The 20,307-nt window shown below is 71.0% G+C and carries 20 protein-coding genes; 5 read left to right on the plus strand and 15 right to left on the minus strand.

All coding sequences use genetic code 11. The annotated features are described in order from the left end of the window. Positions 1–5: 5 nt before the first annotated feature. Entirely contained in the window at positions 6–2,339 is a 2,334-nt protein-coding gene (locus tag ACWDRB_RS39070; RefSeq protein WP_449902657.1) for an FtsX-like permease family protein, read from the minus strand. Next, positions 2,339–3,070, minus strand: a complete 732-nt coding sequence (locus tag ACWDRB_RS39075; RefSeq protein WP_363977028.1) for an ABC transporter ATP-binding protein — start codon at positions 3,068–3,070, stop codon at positions 2,339–2,341. Before ACWDRB_RS39075 ends, ACWDRB_RS39070 begins: the two co-directional genes overlap by 1 nt. Positions 3,071–3,160: 90 nt before the next feature. Between ACWDRB_RS39075 and ACWDRB_RS39080 the strand changes: the two genes are divergently transcribed. Next, positions 3,161–3,769 carry a response regulator transcription factor gene (locus tag ACWDRB_RS39080; RefSeq protein WP_449902470.1) on the plus strand — a complete coding sequence of 203 codons (609 nt, stop codon included), beginning with the start codon at positions 3,161–3,163 and terminating at the stop codon, positions 3,767–3,769. Here the strand turns inward: ACWDRB_RS39080 and ACWDRB_RS39085 are convergent. Further along, a complete protein-coding gene (locus ACWDRB_RS39085) occupies positions 3,766–5,715 on the minus strand; it encodes a histidine kinase (protein WP_449902473.1) in 1,950 nt (649 codons plus the stop codon). The two genes, ACWDRB_RS39080 and ACWDRB_RS39085, sit on opposite strands and share 4 nt — an antisense overlap. A 48-nt stretch (positions 5,716–5,763) precedes the next feature. Beyond that, on the minus strand, positions 5,764–6,780 hold the full coding sequence (locus ACWDRB_RS39090) for a hypothetical protein (RefSeq protein WP_449902476.1): 1,017 nt from the start codon (positions 6,778–6,780) through the stop codon (positions 5,764–5,766). Between the two features lie 252 nt (positions 6,781–7,032). On the opposite strand from ACWDRB_RS39090, the gene ACWDRB_RS39095 reads away from it, so the two are divergent. Both ACWDRB_RS39095 and ACWDRB_RS39100 read left to right on the plus strand, forming a co-directional pair. Next, complete coding sequence (locus ACWDRB_RS39095) at positions 7,033–8,946, plus strand: amino acid transporter (protein WP_449902478.1); 1,914 nt, start codon at positions 7,033–7,035, stop codon at positions 8,944–8,946. Positions 8,947–9,266: 320 nt separating this feature from the next. Continuing rightward, complete coding sequence (locus ACWDRB_RS39100; RefSeq protein WP_355202770.1) at positions 9,267–9,686, plus strand: hypothetical protein; 420 nt, start codon at positions 9,267–9,269, stop codon at positions 9,684–9,686. A gap of 4 nt (positions 9,687–9,690) precedes the next feature. On the opposite strand, the gene ACWDRB_RS39105 is transcribed toward ACWDRB_RS39100, so the two are convergent. The 4 genes from ACWDRB_RS39105 to ACWDRB_RS39120 all read right to left on the minus strand — a co-directional run bounded on the left by ACWDRB_RS39105 (position 9,691) and on the right by ACWDRB_RS39120 (position 12,316). After that, positions 9,691–10,302 (minus strand): alpha/beta fold hydrolase, encoded by a 612-nt coding sequence (locus tag ACWDRB_RS39105; protein WP_449902481.1) that lies wholly within the window; start codon positions 10,300–10,302, stop codon positions 9,691–9,693. 27 nt (positions 10,303–10,329) lie between these two features. Beyond that, positions 10,330–11,094 carry an SDR family NAD(P)-dependent oxidoreductase gene (locus tag ACWDRB_RS39110; RefSeq protein ID WP_449902483.1) on the minus strand — a complete coding sequence of 255 codons (765 nt, stop codon included), beginning with the start codon at positions 11,092–11,094 and terminating at the stop codon, positions 10,330–10,332. Positions 11,095–11,195: 101 nt separating this feature from the next. After that, positions 11,196–11,825, minus strand: a complete 630-nt coding sequence (locus ACWDRB_RS39115; protein WP_449902485.1) for an ArsR/SmtB family transcription factor — start codon at positions 11,823–11,825, stop codon at positions 11,196–11,198. Next, positions 11,825–12,316 carry a cupin domain-containing protein gene (locus ACWDRB_RS39120; protein WP_350732684.1) on the minus strand — a complete coding sequence of 164 codons (492 nt, stop codon included), beginning with the start codon at positions 12,314–12,316 and terminating at the stop codon, positions 11,825–11,827. Before ACWDRB_RS39120 ends, ACWDRB_RS39115 begins: the two co-directional genes overlap by 1 nt. Before the next feature lie 144 nt (positions 12,317–12,460). On the opposite strand from ACWDRB_RS39120, the gene ACWDRB_RS39125 reads away from it, so the two are divergent. Then, entirely contained in the window at positions 12,461–14,716 is a 2,256-nt protein-coding gene (locus ACWDRB_RS39125; RefSeq protein ID WP_449902488.1) for a WD40 repeat domain-containing protein, read from the plus strand. On the opposite strand, the gene ACWDRB_RS39130 is transcribed toward ACWDRB_RS39125, so the two are convergent. Together ACWDRB_RS39130 and ACWDRB_RS39135 are read right to left on the minus strand one after the other, a co-directional pair. Next, a complete protein-coding gene (locus ACWDRB_RS39130) occupies positions 14,713–15,354 on the minus strand; it encodes a leucine-rich repeat domain-containing protein (protein WP_449902490.1) in 642 nt (213 codons plus the stop codon). The two genes, ACWDRB_RS39125 and ACWDRB_RS39130, sit on opposite strands and share 4 nt — an antisense overlap. 31 nt (positions 15,355–15,385) lie before the next feature. Then, on the minus strand, positions 15,386–15,871 hold the full coding sequence (locus ACWDRB_RS39135) for a hypothetical protein (protein WP_449902493.1): 486 nt from the start codon (positions 15,869–15,871) through the stop codon (positions 15,386–15,388). A gap of 148 nt (positions 15,872–16,019) precedes the next feature. Here ACWDRB_RS39135 and ACWDRB_RS39140 point away from each other — a divergent pair, with 148 nt between their 5' ends. Then, the gene (locus tag ACWDRB_RS39140; RefSeq protein ID WP_449902495.1) at positions 16,020–16,541 is read left to right on the plus strand and encodes a hypothetical protein; all 522 of its coding nucleotides are present in this window, start codon (positions 16,020–16,022) and stop codon (positions 16,539–16,541) included. Positions 16,542–16,784: 243 nt separating this feature from the next. Here the strand turns inward: ACWDRB_RS39140 and ACWDRB_RS39145 are convergent, their stop codons facing one another. From ACWDRB_RS39145 to ACWDRB_RS39165, 5 genes are all read right to left on the minus strand, one after another. Continuing rightward, positions 16,785–17,450: an SDR family oxidoreductase gene (locus ACWDRB_RS39145; RefSeq protein ID WP_449902498.1), complete on the minus strand. Its 666-nt coding sequence runs from the start codon at positions 17,448–17,450 to the stop codon at positions 16,785–16,787. Between the two features lie 174 nt (positions 17,451–17,624). Continuing rightward, a complete protein-coding gene (locus tag ACWDRB_RS39150) occupies positions 17,625–18,182 on the minus strand; it encodes a hypothetical protein (protein WP_350732693.1) in 558 nt (185 codons plus the stop codon). Positions 18,183–18,252: 70 nt separating this feature from the next. Further along, complete coding sequence (locus ACWDRB_RS39155; protein WP_449902500.1) at positions 18,253–19,050, minus strand: hypothetical protein; 798 nt, start codon at positions 19,048–19,050, stop codon at positions 18,253–18,255. Further along, on the minus strand, positions 19,047–19,808 hold the full coding sequence (locus tag ACWDRB_RS39160) for a GntR family transcriptional regulator (protein WP_449902502.1): 762 nt from the start codon (positions 19,806–19,808) through the stop codon (positions 19,047–19,049). Before ACWDRB_RS39160 ends, ACWDRB_RS39155 begins: the two co-directional genes overlap by 4 nt. 75 nt (positions 19,809–19,883) lie before the next feature. Then, on the minus strand, positions 19,884–20,267 hold the full coding sequence (locus ACWDRB_RS39165; protein WP_449902505.1) for a phosphotransferase family protein: 384 nt from the start codon (positions 20,265–20,267) through the stop codon (positions 19,884–19,886). Positions 20,268–20,307: the final 40 nt, after the last annotated feature.

Below are 20,307 nucleotides of genomic sequence, written 5' to 3' on the forward strand. Positions count from 1 at the left end.
GCCCGTCACTCGCGCGCCGCGAGAGTGTCCGCCGGACGGGAGCTCAGCGCGAACCTGCCCGGGACGGCCGTGGCCACCAGCGCCAGGGCCGCCACGGCGGCGACCACCGCGAGGTACGCGACCGGCGGCACGTACGGCAGCGCCGACCCCGTCATCCCCGCGCTGAAGGCGGCCAGCGTCACCAGCGAGATCGCCGTCCCGAGGGCCACCGCCACGACCGTCGCCGTCAGTGTCTCCGCACGCAGCATCCGCGCCGCCTGCCGCCGCGTCGTGCCCACCACCCGTAGCAGGGCGAGCTCCCTGGACCTGGCCAGGGTGGACATGGCCAGGGTGTTGACCACGGCGATCGCGCAGAAGGCGATGATCAGGCCCATGGCGACGTACGTGACCGCCGCGTTGGGGCTCTCCACCTGCGCGGTCCCGGCCCCGTCGAGCACCGGCACGCCGGACGCCTGCCTGAGCGCCTCTCGGTCCCCGCCGGAGACCAGGACGGTGCCCCGCGGGTCGTCCACGTGGCCCGCGACGAGCTCCCGGGAAAGGGTCAGGTCGCCGAAGCCGAGACCGCGGGCGTAGATCGCGACGACCCGCACCTCGGCGGGGGTGCCGTCGCCGAGCACCAGCTTCAGCCGGTCTCCCAGGCCGGCGTCCAGGCGGTCGGCGGCGGTGCGGCTGATCGCCGCCGACGTGTCGCCGAGCCCGTCCAGCGAGCCCGCCACCACGTCCAGGTCCATCGTCCGGTCCAGGCCGACAGGCGTGACGGCCTGGACGGCGTACTTCTCGAGGTCGATCCTGACCGACGTGCGCAGCACCTCCGTGACGGCACGCACGCCGGGCACCTGGCGCGCGGCGGCGGCCGAGGCGCCGGGCCCGAGCACGTGGTCGGCCCTGACGCCGGCGCTCAGCTCGCCCTGCGCGGCGTGTCCCATGGTGGTCTGCACGAACAGGATCGTGCACGTCATCGCGGTCATCAGGGTCAGCGGCACGATCACCGAGGCCAGCCGTCCGGTGCCGGCGCGCAGGCTCTTGCGCGCGAGGTAGCCGGCCACGCCGGGCGCGCGCAGCGGCAGCGCCGTCACCGCCCGCGCGACCACCGGCCCGAGCAGGGCGACCGCGATCGTCCACACCAGCGCGGTCAGCATGGTGACCGGGCTGGAGGCCGCCTCCGTGTTCAGGCCGGACAGCACGATCGTCAGGACCACGCCGCCGGCCAGGGCGAGCAGGCCCGCGACCAGCCGCACCGGCGGGATCCCGGCGGCGGGCATCGCCGTCTCTCCCAGCGCCTCCACCGGCCTGATCCGCGCCGTACGGCGGGCGGAGACGCGCGCCGCCACCCACGCGGCCACCAGCGTGGTCAGGACCGCGACGATCGGGGGGAACGGGCTGACCACCAGCCGCAGGTTCGCCGGCATCGCGCCCAGGTCGACGAACCTGGACCGCAGCCAGAACCCGAGCAGGATCCCGGCCCCGGAGCCGAGCGCCCCGGCGACAGCGCCGATGAGCAGGGCCTCGCCGCCGACGAGCCTTCTGACCTGCCCGGGGAGGGCGCCGACGGCCCGCAACAGGGCGATCTCACGCCGGCGCTGCTGCATGGACAGCGCGAACGTGCCCACCACGACGAGGATCGCCACCAGCAGCGAGGTGCCGCCGAGCGCGCCGCCCAGGCTGATGAGCTTGACCCGGGCGTTCTCCGCCTCGGGGAACTCGACCGCGCCGCGCTCGTCGCCGGTGTAGGCCACGGCGCCCTTGACGGCGACCTCGGCCCCGGGCCAGACGCCGATCGCCGTCACCAGGCCCTCACGTCCGGCCAGGCGGCGGGCCTCGCCGGTGGCGAAGAAGATCGTGTCCTGGCCGGGCAGCGCCTGCGCGGTCACCCCCACCACGCGGTGGCCGGGGATCGCCCGGCCGGCGTGGCGGGCGTCCACGACCACCTCGTCCGCGGCCTTGGGGGCGCGCCCCTCGGCGAGCGTGAACGGGGTGAGCGCGGCCGACTCCCAGCCGTGGGCGGTGAACCCGGCGTAGGGGAAGGCCACCTCGGTGACCACCTTCGTCACGCCGGGCTCGCGGGCGAGATCCTGCGCCAGGGAGGCCGGGATCCACCTGCGCTCGGACAGGAGCTTGGCCTTCTCCTTGCCGCTCTCCTTGGCCTGCCGGACGTACTGGTCGCCCGCCACGATCACGGGGGCGCCGGCGTACCGCTCGGGCGCCACCCCGCCGCGCAGGCCCGTGTCCAGCAGCATCCCGCACGCCGTCACCAGCGCCGCCGCGCACAGCAGGGCCACGAACGCGCCGGCGAACCCGGCCTTGCGGTGGCGGAGCATCCTCAACGCGAAGGAGATCATCAGTTCCACGCCCCCAGCCCGGTCATGCGCCCGGCCACCTTCTCGGCGGTGGGAGCCGCCATCGCGTCCACGATCCGGCCGTCGGCCAGGAACAGCACGTTGTCGGCGTACGAGGCCGCCACCGGGTCGTGGGTGACCATCACCACGGTCTGGCCCAGCCCGGAGACCACCTCCCGCAGGAGGGTCAGCACGTCGCGGGCGGTCATCGTGTCCAGCGCGCCGGTCGGCTCGTCGCCGAACACCACCTCCGGCCTGGTCACCAGCGCCCTGGCGATCGCCACGCGCTGCTGCTGGCCGCCGGAGAGCTCGGCCGGGCGGTGCCCGGCACGGCCGTCGAGGCCCACCCGGTGCACGACCTCCCGCAGCCAGCCCTGGTCGACCCGGGCGCCGGCCAGCATGAGCGGCAACGTGATGTTCTCCGTCACGGTCAGCGCGGAGACCAGGTTGAAGGCCTGGAACACGAAGCCGACGCGCTGCCGCCGGAGCTCGGTCAGCGCGTTCTCGTCCATGCCCGCCAGGTCGGTGCCGCCCAGCCGTACCGATCCCGAGCTCGGGACGTCGAGCCCGGCCGCACAGTGCAGGAACGTGCTCTTGCCCGAGCCCGAGGGGCCCATGACGGCGGTGAAGGTGCCCCGGGGGATGGCGATCGACACCTCGCGCAGGGCCGCCACCGCGCTCCGGCCTCTGCCGTACACCTTGCTCACCGCGTCCAACCGCACTGCCTCTGTCATGCCTCAAGCCTGCTGATCTGCGCTTTCAGCCACCAGAGAGCCGGTCACCACCCCGCCATGACCTCATCATGATCCGGACATAATGGTCAGGTGATCCGCATTCTCCTGGCCGAGGACCAGCACGTCATCAGGGAGGCACTCGTGGCCCTGATCAGCATCGAGTCCGACATCGAGGTGGTCCAGGCGGTCGAGTCCGGGGACGCGGTGGTCTCCGCCGCCCTGGTCCACCAGCCGGACGTGGCCGTCCTGGACATCGACATGCCCGGCGCGATCGACGGCCTCGACGCCGCCGGCGAGCTGCGCGCGAAGCTGCCGGGCTGCCGCACGCTCATGCTCACCGGCCACGGCAAGCCGGGCCACCTTCGCCGCGCGCTCGCCTCCCAGGTGGACGGCTTCATCCTGAAGACCGCCTCGCCGGAGGAGTTGACGGGCGCGATCAGGAAGGTGGCGCGGGGCGAACGGGTTCTCGACCCCTCGCTCGCCAGCACCGCGTGGAACCTGGCAGACAACCCACTCACCTCGCGCGAGGCCGACGTCCTGCGGCTGGTCGCGGCGGGCGCCGAGGCGACCGAGATCGCGAGCCAGCTCTTCCTGACCGCGGGGACCGTCCGCAACTACATCACCGCGATCGTCGCCAAGCTCAACGCCCGCAACCGCACCGACGCCGTACGCATCGCCACCGAGGCGGGCTGGATCTAGATCGGGACCGTGGCGGTCAGCTCGAAGCAGCCGTCCTCCTGGGACACGGCCAGCCGCCCGTCGAGGGCCGTCAGCCGGGTGGTGAGGTTGCCGATCCCGGCCGAGCCGCGGCGTCCCTCCGCGGCCCGTGCCCCGTCGTTGCGCACGCTCAGCCGTACGGCGCCGTCCCGTACGGACGTCGTGATCGTGCACCGGCGGGCCGAGCTGTGCCGCAGGACGTTGGTGACGGCCTCCCTGAGCACGATGCCGAGCGTGGTGTCGGCCTCCCCGGCGAGGGTGTCGTGGCCCAGGTCGAGCAGGACGTCGATGCCCGCGGTCGCCAGCAGCGAACGGGCCGACTCCGCCTCGGTGGCCAGGGACAGCTCCCGGTGCCCGCCCGACACCGTCCGCAGGTCCCGCATCGCCTGCTCGGTCATCGACAGGACGTCGTCCAGCTCCTTGCGCGCCCGCCCGGCGTCGAGGCGGCGGGCGAGCTCGCACTTGAGCAGGATCGCCGCCAGGGTGTGCCCGAGGAGGTCGTGCAGGTCCCGGGCGGCGCGCAGGCGTTCCTCGACGACGGCCGCGCGGGCCGGGCCGTCCCGCGACTCGTGCAGCTCCCTGGCCAGCTGGGCGAGCTTGAACAGCCCGTACACGACCAGGCCGGTCACGACCGTGCTGATCGGGTAGTTGACGATCAGCGGGACCGGCAGGCCGAGCAGCACGCCGGCCGCCGCGACCACCGCGACGATGGCCGCCACCAGCGGCAGCGCCGCCGCCCACGGGAAGGCCAGCAGGATCGGCCCCGCCAGGAACCCCGCCACTCCCAGCCACGCCTGCCCGAACAGCGGGATCGGCGCGAACGTCAGCACCGCCATGATCGACAGCGCCACCGGGTGCCGCCCCTCGACCGATCGCAGCTGCATGAAGACGATGACGGCCAGCGGGATCGCCGGCCACGGCGAGCCGGCCACCAGCAGCGCCTTGGCCGAGAACCCCACCAGCACGGCCGCCAGCAGCGCCATCGGCAGCATGCTGCCACCCGGGTCGGGCACGGGCTCGGTGACCGTGGCGGGCAGCCTCGCCTCCACCGTCACCAGGGCCTCGTCGGTGAGTCCGACGGTGAGCGTGCCGCCTGCCGCCTCGACCTGGGCCGGCAGGTCGCCCAGGCTCTCGTCGCCGGCGGTGCGCGCGCCGTCGTGGGAGACGCGCAGCCGTACCGTGCCCGCCTCCGTGAAGGTCTCGATGCGGCAGGTGGTGGCCGTGCGCCGCCGTACGATCTCCGTCACGGCCTCCCGGAGCACCGCCGCCAGGAGCGCTCCCGCGGGACCCAGCGGCTCGGCGTGCCCGACGCGCACGTCCACGGTGACGCCCGCGGCGGTCAGCATGGCCTTGGCGGTGGTGGTCTCGGGGGCCAGGGACATGGCCCGGTAACTCGCCGCCGCGGCCCTGGCCTCGGCCAGCGAGCGGCGGGCGGTCTCCACGTCGGGCTCGCCCGACCGGGCGCCGTCGGCGATCGCGGCCAGCGCCCTGCCCAGGCCCGCGCTCAGCTCGGCGGCGATGCGCAGCCGCTCCTCGGCCGCCGCCGTCACCGCCAGCGCGAGCCTGGCCGCGTTCACCTCGTCGATCCGGTCGATCATCTTCGTCAGGCCGTAGACGACCAGGGAGATCAGCACCATGCTGATCACCGGGTCGGCGGGGCCGAGCAGCGCGGCGCTCGCCGCCACCGCCAGGGCGAGCGGCCAGAGCCGGGTCAGCAGCAACGTCCCGCCGACGAAGCCGAGCACGCCGACGGAGGAGCCGGACAGCAGGACCGACCCGTACGCCAGGACGGCCTGGAGGGGGACCAGCCACCACGACCGCCACCGGGCGAAGGCGACCTGCACCCCGAACACGGCCAGCGCCAGGGGCGAACCGGCGGCCACGTAGATGCTCGCGAAGCCCGCGAACACCACGACAACGATCAGCATCGCCCGCTTGTGCACCCGAGCAGCCTAGGAGACGTCGGGTGCCGGGGATCAGGCGGAGGTCCCGACCGCGGCGGCGGGGACGCGCCGCCCGGCCGACGCCCTGGGCCTGCGGGCGGAGACGGCCAGGACGGCGGCCGCGCAGACCGAGACCAGCCCGGCGAGAGCGGCGGCGGCGCCGAGCGTCGACGCGTCGGGGTGGACGAGGGCCTGCCCGCGCTGCGCCTGCCACAGCACCAGCCCCGTGAGCCCCGCGTACCCGAGCGCGGAGACGACCACCAGCGCGGTACGGGTGCCGGCGCCCGCGAGGACCGGAAAGCGCCGGGCGAGCAGGCGCAGGCCGATCGCGACCAGCGGGAGCACCTGCAGGGCGTGCAGGCCGACGAAGTGCGCCACCCGCAGGTCGCCCGCGCCGGTCTCCCACCCGGTGACCGCCATGCCGGCGCCCCCGTCGGGCGCGCCGACGCTGTGCGCGCCGATCGTGGTCAGGCTCAGCCCCCTGGCCAGCCCTTCCGCCTGGCCGGGGGTGGGAGCGGTCATCAGGTAGCCGACGGACATGCCCGCGAGCGAGATGGCCAGCCCCAGCGGGATCGCCCACGCCATCGCCCGGTCCAGGCGGCGCTGCGCCATCAGGAGGATCCCCATCGCGAAGGTCAGCAGCCAGCCCAGGTACGCGGCGCCACCCATGATCATGAACACCGTCTCGTCCAGCCCGGTGGCGAAGTTGAAGTGGCTGCGCACGCCCCGTGCCGCCTGGAAGGTGATGGCCGTGATCTCCGGGAGGAGGAAGCCGCCCACGGTCACCGTGCCCAGCCACCACAGCGTCCGCCGCCACCGCCGGGCCTGGCCGATCATCCAGGCCAGCGTGAGCGCGTAGAGCCCGAGGGAGATCGCGAACTTGATCGGCTTGAGCCACACCCCCTGGCCCATCAGCGTCCGCCCGTCCACCGCGAGCCCGATCGCGCAGCCGACGGCCAGCACTGCCATCGCCGCCGCGCAGTAGCTGAGCGGACCATGCCACGCGGACGTGGCCTTGCGAAAGTCCCGGCGCTGGAGCAGGGCACCCATGACGACTCCTTCACATCGACTGAGTGCAACTCTGCTGGTCAGCGGCCTGCCCAACCAGAGACGTGATCACCGGCCGGGCATGACCTCGTCACGAACCGGGCATCTTGTTACGGCCGGGCCGATAGTGCCGAGACTGTACTGGTCGGTCTCCGATTTATACGTTTTCTTGACGCCCTGACCAGGCTAATCACCTCTTTGGCCTGGATAGTGTGCGATGCATATTTATGCGGCCATTTCGGAGGGGTGACCGTTATGGTGCTGGCGAAAAAGCCGGCCCCCACGGAAGGGACGCTGCGTTCCTGGTTGCTGGAGGGTTTGCAGACCGACCGGAAGCAGATCGAGCACGGTCCTCATGTGAAGCACTCGTGGTGGCGGGTGATGTGCCTGACCGGCGTGGACTACTTCTCCACGCTGGGCTACCAGCCGGGCATCGCGGCGCTGGCGGCCGGGCTGCTCTCGCCGCTGGCCACGTTGTTCCTGGTGGCGCTCACGTTGCTGGGCGCGCTGCCGGTCTACCGCCGGGTCGCGGTCGAGAGCCCGTACGGGCAGGGCTCGATCGCGATGCTGGAGAAGCTGGCGCCGCAGTGGTGGGGCAAGCTGTTCGTGCTGGTCCTGCTCGGCTTCGCGGCCACCGACTTCGTGATCACGATGACGTTGTCGGCGGCGGACGCGACCGCCCACATCCTGGAGAACCCGTTCGTGCCGGGCTTCCTGGCCGGGGAGCGGGTCATCGTGACGCTCGTGCTGCTGGCCCTGCTCGGCGGCGTGTTCCTGATGGGCTTCACCGAGGCGATCGGCATCGCCGTGGTGCTCGTCTTCGTCTACCTGGCGCTGAACGCGGTCGTGGTCGCGACGGCCATCGTGCACGTGCTGGAGGCCCCTCAGGTGGTCGTCGACTGGAAACGCGCGCTGAGCCTGGACTTCTCCAGCCCGCTGGCCATGATCGGCCTGTCTCTCGTGGTCATGCCGAAGCTGGCGCTGGGCCTGTCCGGGTTCGAGACCGGTGTCGCGGTGATGCCGGTGGTCAAGGGCGAGATCCAGGAGCGGATCAAGGGCACCAGGCGGATGCTCACCACCGCCGCGCTGATCATGAGCGTCTTCCTGATCTTCTCCAGCTTCGTCACCACCGTGCTCATCCCGCACCAGGAGTTCGAGCCCGGCGGCAAGGCGAACGGCCGGGCGCTGGCCTATCTGGCGCACGAATATCTGGGCAACTGGTTCGGCACCGTGTACGACATCTCCACGATCGCGATCCTGTGGTTCGCCGGGGCCTCGGCGATGGCCGGGCTGATCAACCTGGTGCCGCGTTACCTGCCCCGGTACGGCATGGCGCCGGAGTGGACGGGCGCGATCCGGCCGCTGGTGCTGGTGTTCTCGGTCATCGCGTTCGCCATCACGATCATCTTCGACGCCGACGTGGACGCCCAGGGCGGCGCGTACGCCACCGGCGTGCTCGTACTCATGCTCTCGGCCGCGGTCGCGGTGACGCTGTCGGCCGGGAAGCAGGGCCAGCACAAGGCCATGGCCGGGTTCGCGCTCATCTCGTTCGTCCTGGCCTACACCCTGATCGACAACGTCTTCGAGCGGCCGGACGGCGTCAAGATCGCTTCGTTCTTCATCGCGAGCATCGTCGGCCTCTCGCTGATCTCCCGCGCCACCCGCTCCACCGAGCTGCGGGTCACGGCGGTCCACCTGGACCCGCTGGCCGAGCAGTTCGTCAACGAGGCGGCGTGCGGCGAGATCCACGTGATCGCCAACGAGCCGCACGAGCGGGACCAGGCCGAGTACAACGACAAGTTGCGCGAGGCGTGGGTCACCCACCGGCTGCGTCCCGCGGAGCCCGTCCTGTTCGTGGAGGCGACGGTGCCGGACGCCTCCGAGTTCGAGTCGGAGCTGCACGTCAAGGGGGAGGAGCGGTACGGCCACAAGATCCTGTCGGTCGAGACCTCCGCGGTGCCGAACGCGCTGGCCGCGCTGCTGCTGCATCTGCGCAACCGGACCGGCTCCGTGCCGCACATCTACTTCCACTGGACCGAGGGCAATCCGGCCGTGGCGATGCTGCGGTACCTGGTCTTCGGCGGCGGCGACGTGCCGCCGGTGACCAGGGAGGTGCTGCGCCAGGCCGAGTCGGACCCGGAGCTGCGGCCGCGCGTCCACGTGGGCTGACCATAGGCGGCGGCTTCAGTCGCTCCGGCTCCATGCGGATGTGCAGGGAGTGGCGCACGCGTTCGAGCACGGTGGGGGAGGCGGCCGCGTCGGCTAGCGGGATGGACAGCCTGGCGGCCAGCGGGACCACGCCGCGCGCCCCCGCCCAGGACACCACGGCGGGCAGCCACGACTGCTCCTCGCCGCGCTCCCGACCGGCCGCCGCACCGCGTGAATAACGCGTCAACGGCCGTGGCGTGTGCGAAGTAATGCCGTAGAAGATATCGCCCCCGCGGGCCCGGGCGGGTTTTATGAAATTGCTCCCACAGAAAGGATGGTCGATGCGCGGGCGTCCTGTGGAGATGCTGCTTCCGGCCGGGTTCGTGTGGGCGGTCGGCGCTTGCGTCGTCGCCGCGCTGGCTTTCTCCGAGGCCACGGCACGCATCATCGTCATGGCGGTGGCGGTCGGCGTGTTCGGCGCCTGGGTGCGGCGTTATTTCGCCGCACTGGCGACGGGCGCGATGTCGTGGTGTTTCGCAACGGGCTTTCTGGCGCATCCCCAAGGCCAATTGGCCTTCGGAACCGACGACCTGCTCCGGCTGGCCGCGTTCACCGCCGTGGCGCTCGTGGGCTGCGCCTGGGGGTACGTGTGCGGTGCCCGCCGCCGGCACCGCCTGATGCGGGCGGACCTCCGTCGTGCCCCCGTGATCCTCGGGCGATTACACGGACGTCCGGAGGAGCTGCCGCACGAGGCGCAGTGACGGTTCAGACCTTCTCGATCAGGTCCTGGATGCCCTTCAGGACGACGTCGGCCCCTTCGATGTGGATCCAGCTGTGCGAGGCGTTCTCCAGCACGCGGTTCTCGCCGCGGGAGACCGAGGCGGCCAGGTCGGCGAGGTTCGCGCGCTCCCGCATGCCGTCGGCGAACGCGGCGGGGTCCAGATGCCGGGCGACGAGGGCCTCGCGGATGTCCGCAGGCCAGCTCGCGAACATGCCGTTGAGCAGGGCCCGCGCGCCTTCGACCAGCTCGGCCGGGATCTCGGTGACGGTCTCGTCGAGCGCCTGCGCCTGCGTGAGCCGGAACGGCTCGGGCACGTAGGCGTCCCACTCCTCGTAAAGGATGTCCAGGGCGACCAGCCCGGCCACCTCGTCGGGGTGGAGCTGGGCGCAGCGGCGCGCGTGCAGCCCGCCCAGGGAATGCCCCACCAGCACGTACGGCCCCGGAACGCCGGCGACCCGCAGCAGGTCGTACAGCTCGTCGGCGGTGCGCGGCAGCCGGGTGGGGCCGCTCCAGCCGGTGCCGCCGCGGTCGAGGAACAGCTGCCTGCCTCCGACCTCGTAGCGGCGGCCCAGCGGGGGCGTGATGTTCTGGCTCATGAGAACTCGAGTGGTTGAAACGCCAGGTCAGGTGAGAGGGCCGAGGTACGTGCCGCCGGACACGTCGATGGTCTGGCCGGTCACCCACCGGCCCTGCGGCCCCGCCAGGAAGCCGACGACGTCGGCGACGTCCTCCGGCTCGCCGAGCCGCCCGAGCGCCGTGATCGACTCCAGCCCGGCAACCACCTCGGGGATCGAGGTGTAGCCCGCGGTCATGTCGGTCCGCACCGCGCCGGGGGCGACCGTGTTCACCGTGATCCCGCGCCTGCCGAGCTCGTTGGCCAGGGTCGGGGCCATCGACGCGAGCGCCGCCTTGCTGATGGTGTAGCCGATCTGCGTGGTGACCGCGAAGCGGCTGGCCGTCGAGCCCATGTTGATGATGCGGCCGCCGTCGTTCAGCAGCGGCAGCGCGCGCTGGATCACGAAGAACGGCGTGCTGACGTTGATCGCCAGCACCCGGTCCAGCTCCTCCGGGGTGGTCTGCGAGATCGGCTTGGCCGGGCCGATACCCGCGTTGTTGACCAGGACGTCCAGCCCTCGTCCCGCGAGCCCGGCGGCCAGCCCCTCGAACAGCTCGTCCACCGCGCCCGCCTCGCCGAACCGGGCGCGGACGGCGAACGCCTGGCCGCCCGCCTCCTCGATCCGGCCCACGGTCTCCTTGGCGGCCACGTCGTTCCCGCCGTAGTGGACGGCGATCAGAGCGCCCTCGGCGGCCAGCCGCAGCGCCACCGCCCGCCCGATGCCTCGCGACCCGCCCGTGACCAGCGCCGTCTTGCCCGCCAGAACGCCCATCTTCTGCTCCTTGCCAGCGGCCGGTCCTCGGTGCGGATCCGGCGATGGCTCAACCCTGGCGGCACCGCCTCACCGCGTGCTCACCGCACGCTCACCACGCCTCACCGCCATTGCCAGCCGGGATAGCCGCCGTCGAGGGCGCGGGCCGCGTAGCCGTGCTCGCTCAGGACGCGTACGGCCTCCGAGGACACCGCGCAGTACGGCCCGCCGCAGTACGCCACGATCTCCCTCTCCCTGGGCAGCTCGTCCAGGCGTTCGCGCAGCTCGGCCATGGGCAGGGAGATCGCCCCCGGCACGTGCCCGGCCGCGTAGTCGGCGGCCGGGCGCACGTCCACGACCAGCGTGCCGGGGTCGGCCAGGCGGGAGGCCAGCTCGTCGGCGGTCACCCCCTCAAGGGGCCCGAGCCGGGTCCGTACGGCGTCGCGCAGCTCGGCCAGCCGCCCCTCCGCGAACCCCCGCAACTCCGCCAGGAACCGCGACACCCGCTCGTCCGCCAGCCGGTAGTAGACCCGCTGGCCGTCCTTCCTGCTGGTCACCAGATGGACGGCCCGCAGCTGCTGGAGCTGGGCGGAGGTGTTCTTGAGCGCCACCCCCGCCGCCTGGGCCAGCTCCTCGACCGTGTGCTCGCGCTGGCCGAGCACGTCCAGCAGGCGCAGCCGCACCGGGCTGGCCAGGGCCTTGCCGATGCGGGCCAGCTGCTGGTAGATCGGCTCCTCCGGGGACTCGGACATCAGACCATGTACTGGTCGTGACGCAGGTACAGCTCGGTCCACTCCTCGGGGCCGAGCTCGCGGCCGGTGTTGGAGATGTCGGCGAGCTCCTCGAAGTACGCCTCGCGAGGCGCGCCCGGGGTGAAGAGGATCAACATGGAGGCCGGCTCGCCCGATTCGTTACGGAAGGCGTGCACGCCGCCCTCGGGCACGTACAGGAAGTCGCCGGGCTTCCCCTCGGCCCACTTCTCGCCGTTGAAGAGCCTGATGGTGCCGGACAACACGTAGAACGACTCGGTCATCGTGCGGTGGAAGTGCGCCCCGGGACCGGACGGGCGCGGGCCCATCTCCCATCGGTACAGGCCGAACGCGCCGTTCGTCGAGCCGCCCGTGCCGAGGTAGTGCACCTGCGTGCCGCTGGCCATCGACAGGTCGGGCGGGGTGTCCGCCGTGCGCAGGACACCACTGTGCTCGCCGGACTCTGCCAGGTATCGGGGCTCGGGGTAAGACATGTCCACTCCTTCTTATGTTCTAAGGAATCTTAGAATATCTCCTTCGCTCCCGGCCGGCCAGATCACGATTTGGCGAAGCGCGCCGCGCCTCAGTGATCACGATCACTAGGTTCTGACCGAGCGCGAGGAGAGGAACAGCGCCCGATGCCGCTCGATCTCACCGCACTGCACGAGGCGGAGCTCCTGCGCGGCGCGCTCCGCGGGCCATGGCCACCGGCCGTCCTCCGCGCTTGCCGCCGGGCTCTCCCGCGCCTCCTCGCTCTCCCCGGCTCCGAACGGCTCGAGTTCCTGCGCGCGACCGCCGCGGCCGAGGAGCCGGAGGCCCTGGCGGCATTGGCCGCGGCAGGGCCGGGGACGTGGGCCCTGGCGTGGGAGACCGGCGAGCGGCCCACGGCCTTCCACGTATGCCCGGCCCGGCATGACGGCCCGGTCCGGGCGGTGGCGGTGGGCGAGTTCGGGGGGCGTACGTTCGTGGCCAGTGGCGGCGACGACCACGTGGTGCGGCTGCGCGACGCGTTCGACCAGTCGGGGCCGGACCTGGAGGGCCTTACGGCGAGCGTCCGCGCCCTGGCGTTCGGCGTGGTGAACGGCAGCCCGGTGCTGGCCGGTGGCGATCACGACGGCACCATCCGTACGTGGGACCCGCTCACCGGAGCGCGCGGGTTCGCCCGCGAGACGACCGCGGGCCACCCGTCGGCCCTGGCCTTCGTCGCCGCCGAGAGCGGGCGGGTGCTGCTCGCCGTGGCGATCGGGTACGACGATGACGAGATCCTGGCCGCCGACCATGACGGGCGCGTCGACCTACTGGACCCGGTCACCGGCGAGCTCGTACGCGAGCTGCGTGCGGAGTGGGACGAAACGGTGCTCGACCTCGCGGTGGCGAAGCTGGGCGAGCGTACGGTGCTGGCCTCCCTGGGCTACGACACGCTGTACGTGTGGGACCCGGCCAGCGGCGAGCGATTGGGCACCGCCGGACTGAACGATGTCTGGCCGGACCTGGAGAACGACGGGTTCGCTCCGCCCCTGCTCGTGGGTATGTGGAACGGGCGGCCCGAGATCGGCGTGGTGGTTCGGATCGAACACCCGCCGGACTACACGGTGCAGAGCCGCGAGTCGGTCTACCTGAAACTGGAGAACCTCGGCGACCAGGCCCGCGGCCGGGGGTTCGACCGCGACCAGGGTCCGGTGGCCATGACGACCCACGCCAGGCAGAACGTGATGCTCGTGGCGAACCACACCGACACCGGCCGGGCGTGGGAACGGCCCGCGAAGGCCGTGATCACGTACGCGGGCGACGGGACGGACGTCCATCTGGACGCGGACACCCGCCTGATCACGGCGGCCGCGTTCGGGAGCCTGGAGGGCGGCCTCTGCCTGGCCACGGCCGGGCTCGACGGGACGGTGCAGCTCTGGGACGCGCAGACGCCGCACCGGCACCGGCGGATCGGCTACGGCGGGTCGGGGCTGGCGCTGTTCACCACGGCGCAGGGCGCGCCCGCCCTGGCCGTCGGCACGCACAGTGACACCGTGCTTGTCTTGGACGCGGTGAGCGGAGAGAAGATCGGCTCGGTGGGCTGCCGCCAGAGCGGCCGCGGCCACGACTGCGACCTCTCGCCGTACGACCACTGCTGCCGAGGGCTCGCGGCCGGGAACGCGGCCGGTCGGCCGTACCTCGCGAGCAGCGGCTGCGCCGCGTACGGCACCATGCTGTGGCACCCGCTGAGCAAGACCCGCGGGATCGCGCGGAAGGACGACGCCACGGGCGGCCGGGTCACCTTCGGCACCAGCGGCCACGCCTCACCCACCGCTCTCGCCTTCGGCGAAGTTGACGGCCGCGTGCTGCTCGCAGCCGGGGCCGAGGTGTGGGACCCGGTCACGCAGGAGTGCGTGGCCAGGCTGCCCAGGTGGGGGTTCGCGCTGAGCGAGAGCGCCTTCGGCAGGGCCGGGGACCAGCCGGTGCTGGCCACCCGGCGTGACAACGAGGTGGATCTCTGGGATCCGCTGACCGGCCGCCATCTCCAGGTGCTCGACGTGGACGACACCGGCGAGGGGCTGGCCATGGGCCGGATCGCCGACCGCGACGTGCTCGCCGTCGCCAGCGGCAGGTACGTGCACCTGTGGGACACCACCGCCTGGGAACGCCGCGAGTGGATATCGCACACCTCGACCGTCACCTGCCTGAGCCTGGCCGAGCACGGGGACCGGGTCCTGCTGGTGTCCGGGACCGAGGACGGCACGGTGACCCTCTGGGACGCCGCCTCCCAGCGCCGCCTGGCCGTCCTGGGCGCGTTCGCCCGCCCGGTCCGCTCCGTCGCGGCGACGATCATCCGCGGGAGCCTGCACGTGTACGGCCAGTCCCACTACGGCCGCGTGCTCGCCTGGCGAGTCGCCGCTCCCTAGTCCTCCTCTTCGTCGTCCTCGTCCCAGTCCTCCCCGACCAGGTGCAGCGCCCATGCCGGGACCCCGTCCAGGTTGTTGCCGGAGGCGTCCAACTCCTCCAGCGAAGTCAGGCCCGCCAGGCTTTCCGGCAGTTCCCCCAGCTCGTTGTCCGCGACGTCCAGGCGCGTCAGCGACGACAGGTCGCCGAGGGAGGCCGGGAGGCTTTCCAGGAGGTTCCCGTGGAGGTCGAGAAGCGTGAGTGACGGATACTCGCCGAGCCATTCGGGAACCAGGGTGATGTGGTTGTCGCTCAGGTCGAGCACGTTGAGCGAGCCGAAGCTCCGCAGGCAGGGCGGGACGGATGCGAAGGCGTTCCCGGCCAGACTGAGCTCTCGCAGGGAGGCGAGGCTCGCGAGTGGGTCAGGAAGGTCGCGGAGCCGGTTTCCGGTCAGGTTGAGCTCGCGCAAGGAGCGCAGCTCTCCCAGCCAATCCGGGACTTCCGCGATCTGATTGAAGGGTAAGAGCAGCTGAGTGATGCCGGTCAGCTCCCTCACGGACTCCGGAACCCGTTCGAGCCGTAGATTCCTGAGGTCCAACACGCCGGCATTGTCCGTCAGCGCCTGGGCGATGCGCTGCTCGACCGTCGAATCCAGCGACATATGGGTGATGCTCCTTTGGCGGGGTTCGTTCTCACCAGTAGACGAGTGTGGCTTCGATCTTGTTCTGGTACTGGCGGGTCAGAAGGACATACATCACTCGCCCGTCGACGGACTTCATGGCCCCGGCGAAGCACTCCCAGCCCTCGCACGCCTGATCCCCTGGGGGAACCTCGGACCATCCTGCCGCGTAAAAACCTTTGAGGGCTTCTTTCTTGGTGTCGGAGAATACGTCAAGACCGACCCGGCCGCCCTCTGCGGAGTCGCACGAATCGGAGTCGTATACGTTGCTGACACTGTTCTTCGGAAATAGGTCGCGGGTGGCCCTCAGTAAGGCTTCGTTATCCTTCTTCGCCGCGGCGACGCAATGCTCCCTTGATTTGTTTCCCTGTTCTACGATTCTGTCCAAGGATAAGTTGAAGAGCGACCCTCCTACGCCCAAAGCGATGGCGACTGCGCCAAGTGTCAGGAGAGAGCGATGCAGTGCGCGTCGAGTTCTGCCGCCCATCTTGATGCTCAAGGACCATTCCCTCTTTCCGCTCTGTCGGCGAGGCATTCCTCATCGACAGCATGCCAGCCGAAATGGTTGGCCGGGCGATCTCAGTGACGACCGCCATCCGAGCACCACGCTCGCTAGCCTGTGCACATCTTCGACGTTGGGGGATTCCGTGGGCACCTGGGCCGCTTACCTCGCCTGCCAGGCATCGAGTGACGCCGAGAGGATCCTCCCTGCCGGCGATTCCTGGGGTCCGGATCGATGGGAGGGAGCGGTTGCCCCAGGATGGTCGGTCGCCGAGACGGAGATTCTGGCGGTCGGGGATCCCGAAGCCATCTTGGCGAAGACGAGCGGGCACGCGCTGTTGGCCTTTGTATTGGACAGCGACTTTGCGCACGTGATGGGGGCGGTCGACGGCCGGACTCACTGGGAGCTGTATCTCAATGGCCACCACGCCGAGGCATACGACGCTCCACTACCCGAAGTCCCCCATGTTCAAGACGCTGATCTCCACCGCCAAATAACTGTCTGGATCAACGCCGCTACAGGAAACGTCGTGTCACCGGACCAGGTCCGAAAGGTCATCTGTACTCGTCGCATCTTTGCCGATGACTCCCTGCGCTCTCTGCTGTACGTTTTTGGCATTGTCACCGAGCACATGTCGTTCGGCGATGACCTCTCCGGCCTGCCCTAATGGGTACTGCACAAGAAGCTGCAGTTGATGTACTCGCCGAGCTGCCGAGGCTCAGGAAGCTCATGAAGTAGGCGAGCAGCACCAGCGCCTGCCACAGTCCGTGCTCCGCGTCGAGGGCGCCGCTCTCCCAGACGGGGCCTGGTGATGCACGGCCTCGACCACCGGCGCGTGCAACTCCAGGCCCAGCAGCGTCATGGCCATGGCGAACACGCCGTCGCGCTCAGCCCGGCCAGCCTGCGGGCGTCAGGTGGGCTGGCCGGTGGGGCGCACGACGACCGTGTTCACGTCCACGCCTTCGGGCTGGGCCAGCGCCCAGGCGATGGCGTCGGCGATGTTGTCCGCGCTGAGCAGCGGCCCGGCGGGACGGCCGTCCGGCCAGAACGAGGTGTCCACCCGGCCGGGCGCGATCAGCGTCACGCCGACGCCGTCGCCGGTCACGAGCATGCGGGTGTTCTCGGCGAGCGCGGTCACCGCCCACTTCGTCACCGAGTACATGTTGCCCGGCGAGTGGATGAACCCGGCGACGCTGCCGACCAGCACGATCCGGCCGCGGGTCTCGCGCAGCGCGGGCAACGCGGCCTTCACGAGCAGGGCGGGGCCGAGCACGTTGGTGAGGACCATGTCGCGCAGCCGGTCCGGGTCGGTCTCGGTGAGCGGGCCGTGGGTGGAGAAGCCGGCGTTGGCGACGACGTGGTCGAGCCTGCCGTACTCCTTGACGGTCGCCGTCACGGCATCCCGTACGGCGTCATAGTCGGTGGCGTCGCCCGGCAGGCGTAACACGCCGGGCACCTGGGCGAGCTTGGCCTCGTCGCGGCCGGTGACGGCAACCGCCTGCCCGTCGGCGACCAGCCGCTTGGCGAGCGCGAACCCGATGCCACTCGCGCCACCTGTGATCAGCGTTGTTTTCACGGCGACACAGTAGGAGGCATAGCCCACCAGCAGCCAATAAATCTGCTTATGGCTGATCAGACCGAAACCGATGAGACGCGACGGGCGGGCAGCGCGATCTGGTGGGCCTGCCAGCGCGGGACTTGTCGTTGCAGACGATTGCGAGGGGTCGGGGCGGCCGGCGTGCCGGGCCAGTCACCACTTGTCCCATCCCGAGTAGGCGTACCAGGGGCCGGAGATCGGATCGAACTGCTCCACATCGCCGTCGGGCATTTGGCCCGCTGGACTCCAGATGAAACCGGCGGACGTGCGCACCCCCGGGTCATCGACGGTGAACCTCGCTCCACCGCCGGGCGTCGCCTCCGACCAGCAGGTGGGGTAGAGGCCCACTTGATGGCACTCCCACGAGACGGTGCCGCTCCGGGCCACGGCCTGGGCATGGGCGATCAACGCGGGCTCCGACAACGCGAACCGCACCCGGAACGGCGCATCGAGAGCCACGGCCACAACAACGCCGCAGACGATGAGCCACGGCATGAACCAGCGGAGCTTGCGGTCCCGGATCGCATCGGCATCGCCGATGAGCGCGACGACGGCACGTACGGTCCAGACGAGGGCAAGCGCGCCGCCGACGAAGAACACCCAAAGCCTGAACTCGACGTATACGTAGGGAGCGCTGGCCCACCACAGGGCTACCAGAGCCGCGAGGGAAAACGCCGTCAGTAATGGCCATCCGGGGGGTTTGGCGAGCACGGCGCAACCTTAGACCGTGGCGGCGAGCAAACGCAGCGACGGGACTCCTGCACTGGTCATCGGGGGCCGGCTAACGTGACGGCAGGTCCACCAGGCCGGGCTGGGACATCGTGCGTCGCTCCGTCGGGAAGAGCCGGTAGATCGTGTCACGGAGCGCCTCGTCCCGTACGGACGCGACGAACTCCTCAGCCGTGCTCCCGCACAGACGACGCAGCTCAGGGGACTCGTCCAGAAGGCACTGGATGAGCGCCCGCTGATCCGCGAGCCGTCTGGCCTCACCGGTCTCGTCCACCAGGCACCCGTGCCGGCCGACGTAGACGAAGCAGTGCGGGAGCAGAGCTCCGGATTCGAGCGTCACGGGATGGCGCTCGGCGGGCAGGCTGCGACGCCAGTAGTTCGGTTCGGTGAGGTCGAGCGCGGCCAGCTCGCGTTCGTCGAGCCAGAGCACGAAGAGCCGCGAGGTCTCGCCCGGGGCCTCCACCGGCACGGCCGGCACGTAACCCCACCGGTTGACGTGCGCGGAGAAGCCCGGAGCGATGCCGTCCACCTCGGCGAGTGTCATGGGGATGACCGGCGGGATCCCATGGCCGGCGAACTTGCGGCGCATCTGACCGGGCGAGGCATTGGAGCCCACGGCGACGACCGGATGGCGCTCCGACATCGGGGAGCGGTCGAGCCGCGCCAGGAGCTCGCCCAGCGTCTCGGCTCCGGCCTGCCAGTCGTCCGCCGGGGCGGCCTCCTCTAAGCGCAGCTGCAGGTACGTGTCGTCCACCAGCACGCCGGAGGTGGTGGGGGTGTGTCCCGGGTAGGTCAGCGGCTGCGTCATGGGGTCGCTGTGGAAAAGGTCCACGGCCTCGGCCACGGTCATGAAGCATCGAGTTCGTAGACGAGCGTGTGCCGGTCTCCCGGTGCGACCGTGACCATCACCCGCACCGGCCGGCCTTCGGCGTCGTAGCCGGTACGCATGTGCTCGGCCACCGGCGTGCCCGCAGGCAGCCCCAGCCGGGCGGACTCGTCCTTGGTGGGCATCCGGACCTGGATCTCGTCCACCAGCCGCTGCTGAGGGTGACCGATGGACGCGAGCAGGCCACCGGGGGCGCTCACGCTCTTCGGCTGCATCAGCGCCGTCCCCCTGGCCAGGTCTTCCGGGAAGTAGCTGTCGGCCACCTGGAAGGGAACGTCGTCCACGTACCGCACTCTGCGCCGGACCATCACGATGTCCCTCTCGGCATCGAGGTTGAGGCGCTCGGCGACCGCTTTCGGCGGGATCTCCAGGCCGACGCTCACCTCCTGCAGGGGGACGCGGCCTTGGTCCTGGACCTCGGTCGCCCACGCGTCCGCGTCGGCACTGTGGCCTCCCCGGTGCTCGAAGTGGGACAGGTGCCAGCGCAGGCGCGCCTGCGAGCGCACGGTACGGCCGCGGCCCCGCCCGCTGCTGAGCAGCCCCTCGTTGGTGAGCTGCTGCAACGCCTGTCGCACCGTCTGACGCGACACACCATGTCTCTCTGCCAATTCCTGCTCTGGCGGCACCGTGTCTCCTGGCGCCAGTTCGCCTCGCTCTATCGACGTGCGCAGGGTGTCCGCGACGCGTTCGTACAACGCGCGGGGGTCGGATCCGGCCGGCACTTGAATTCTCCTTGGGTCACTTGTACGTACTCACCGTACCAAGAGACTCTATGGTGACCGCAAAATAACAGAACGTTAGGATGGCGTCTCGAGCCAGGCGACGATGCTGCGCACGTACCCGTCGACGTTCACCAGCGGACGGCCGTCAAGGATCCCGACGAGATGCCCGACCCCGAACGGGGCGTCGTAGGCGCGGGCGCGCCGGTAGGTCTCGGGGTCCACAGCCAGCCTGATCGTGTCCCAGCCGTGCCAGGCCATCAGGGCCGCGTCGACGGCGGGGTCGAACAGATGGGCCTGGTCCCAGTCGAGGACGCCGACCAACCTGCCGTCCCGGCCCCAGTGCACGTTGGCGCCGCCCAGGTCGCCGTGGACCAGCGCATCCGGTACGGGTTCCAGGGCCGATGCCACCTCCAGGCGCCTGCGGCACTCATCCCGCCACCTGTCCGGCAGACGCGGCACCTTGGATGGCCGCCATGTTAGGTCGCTTAATGACGAAATG

It is taken from the genome of Nonomuraea sp. NPDC003707 (genome assembly GCF_053587055.1).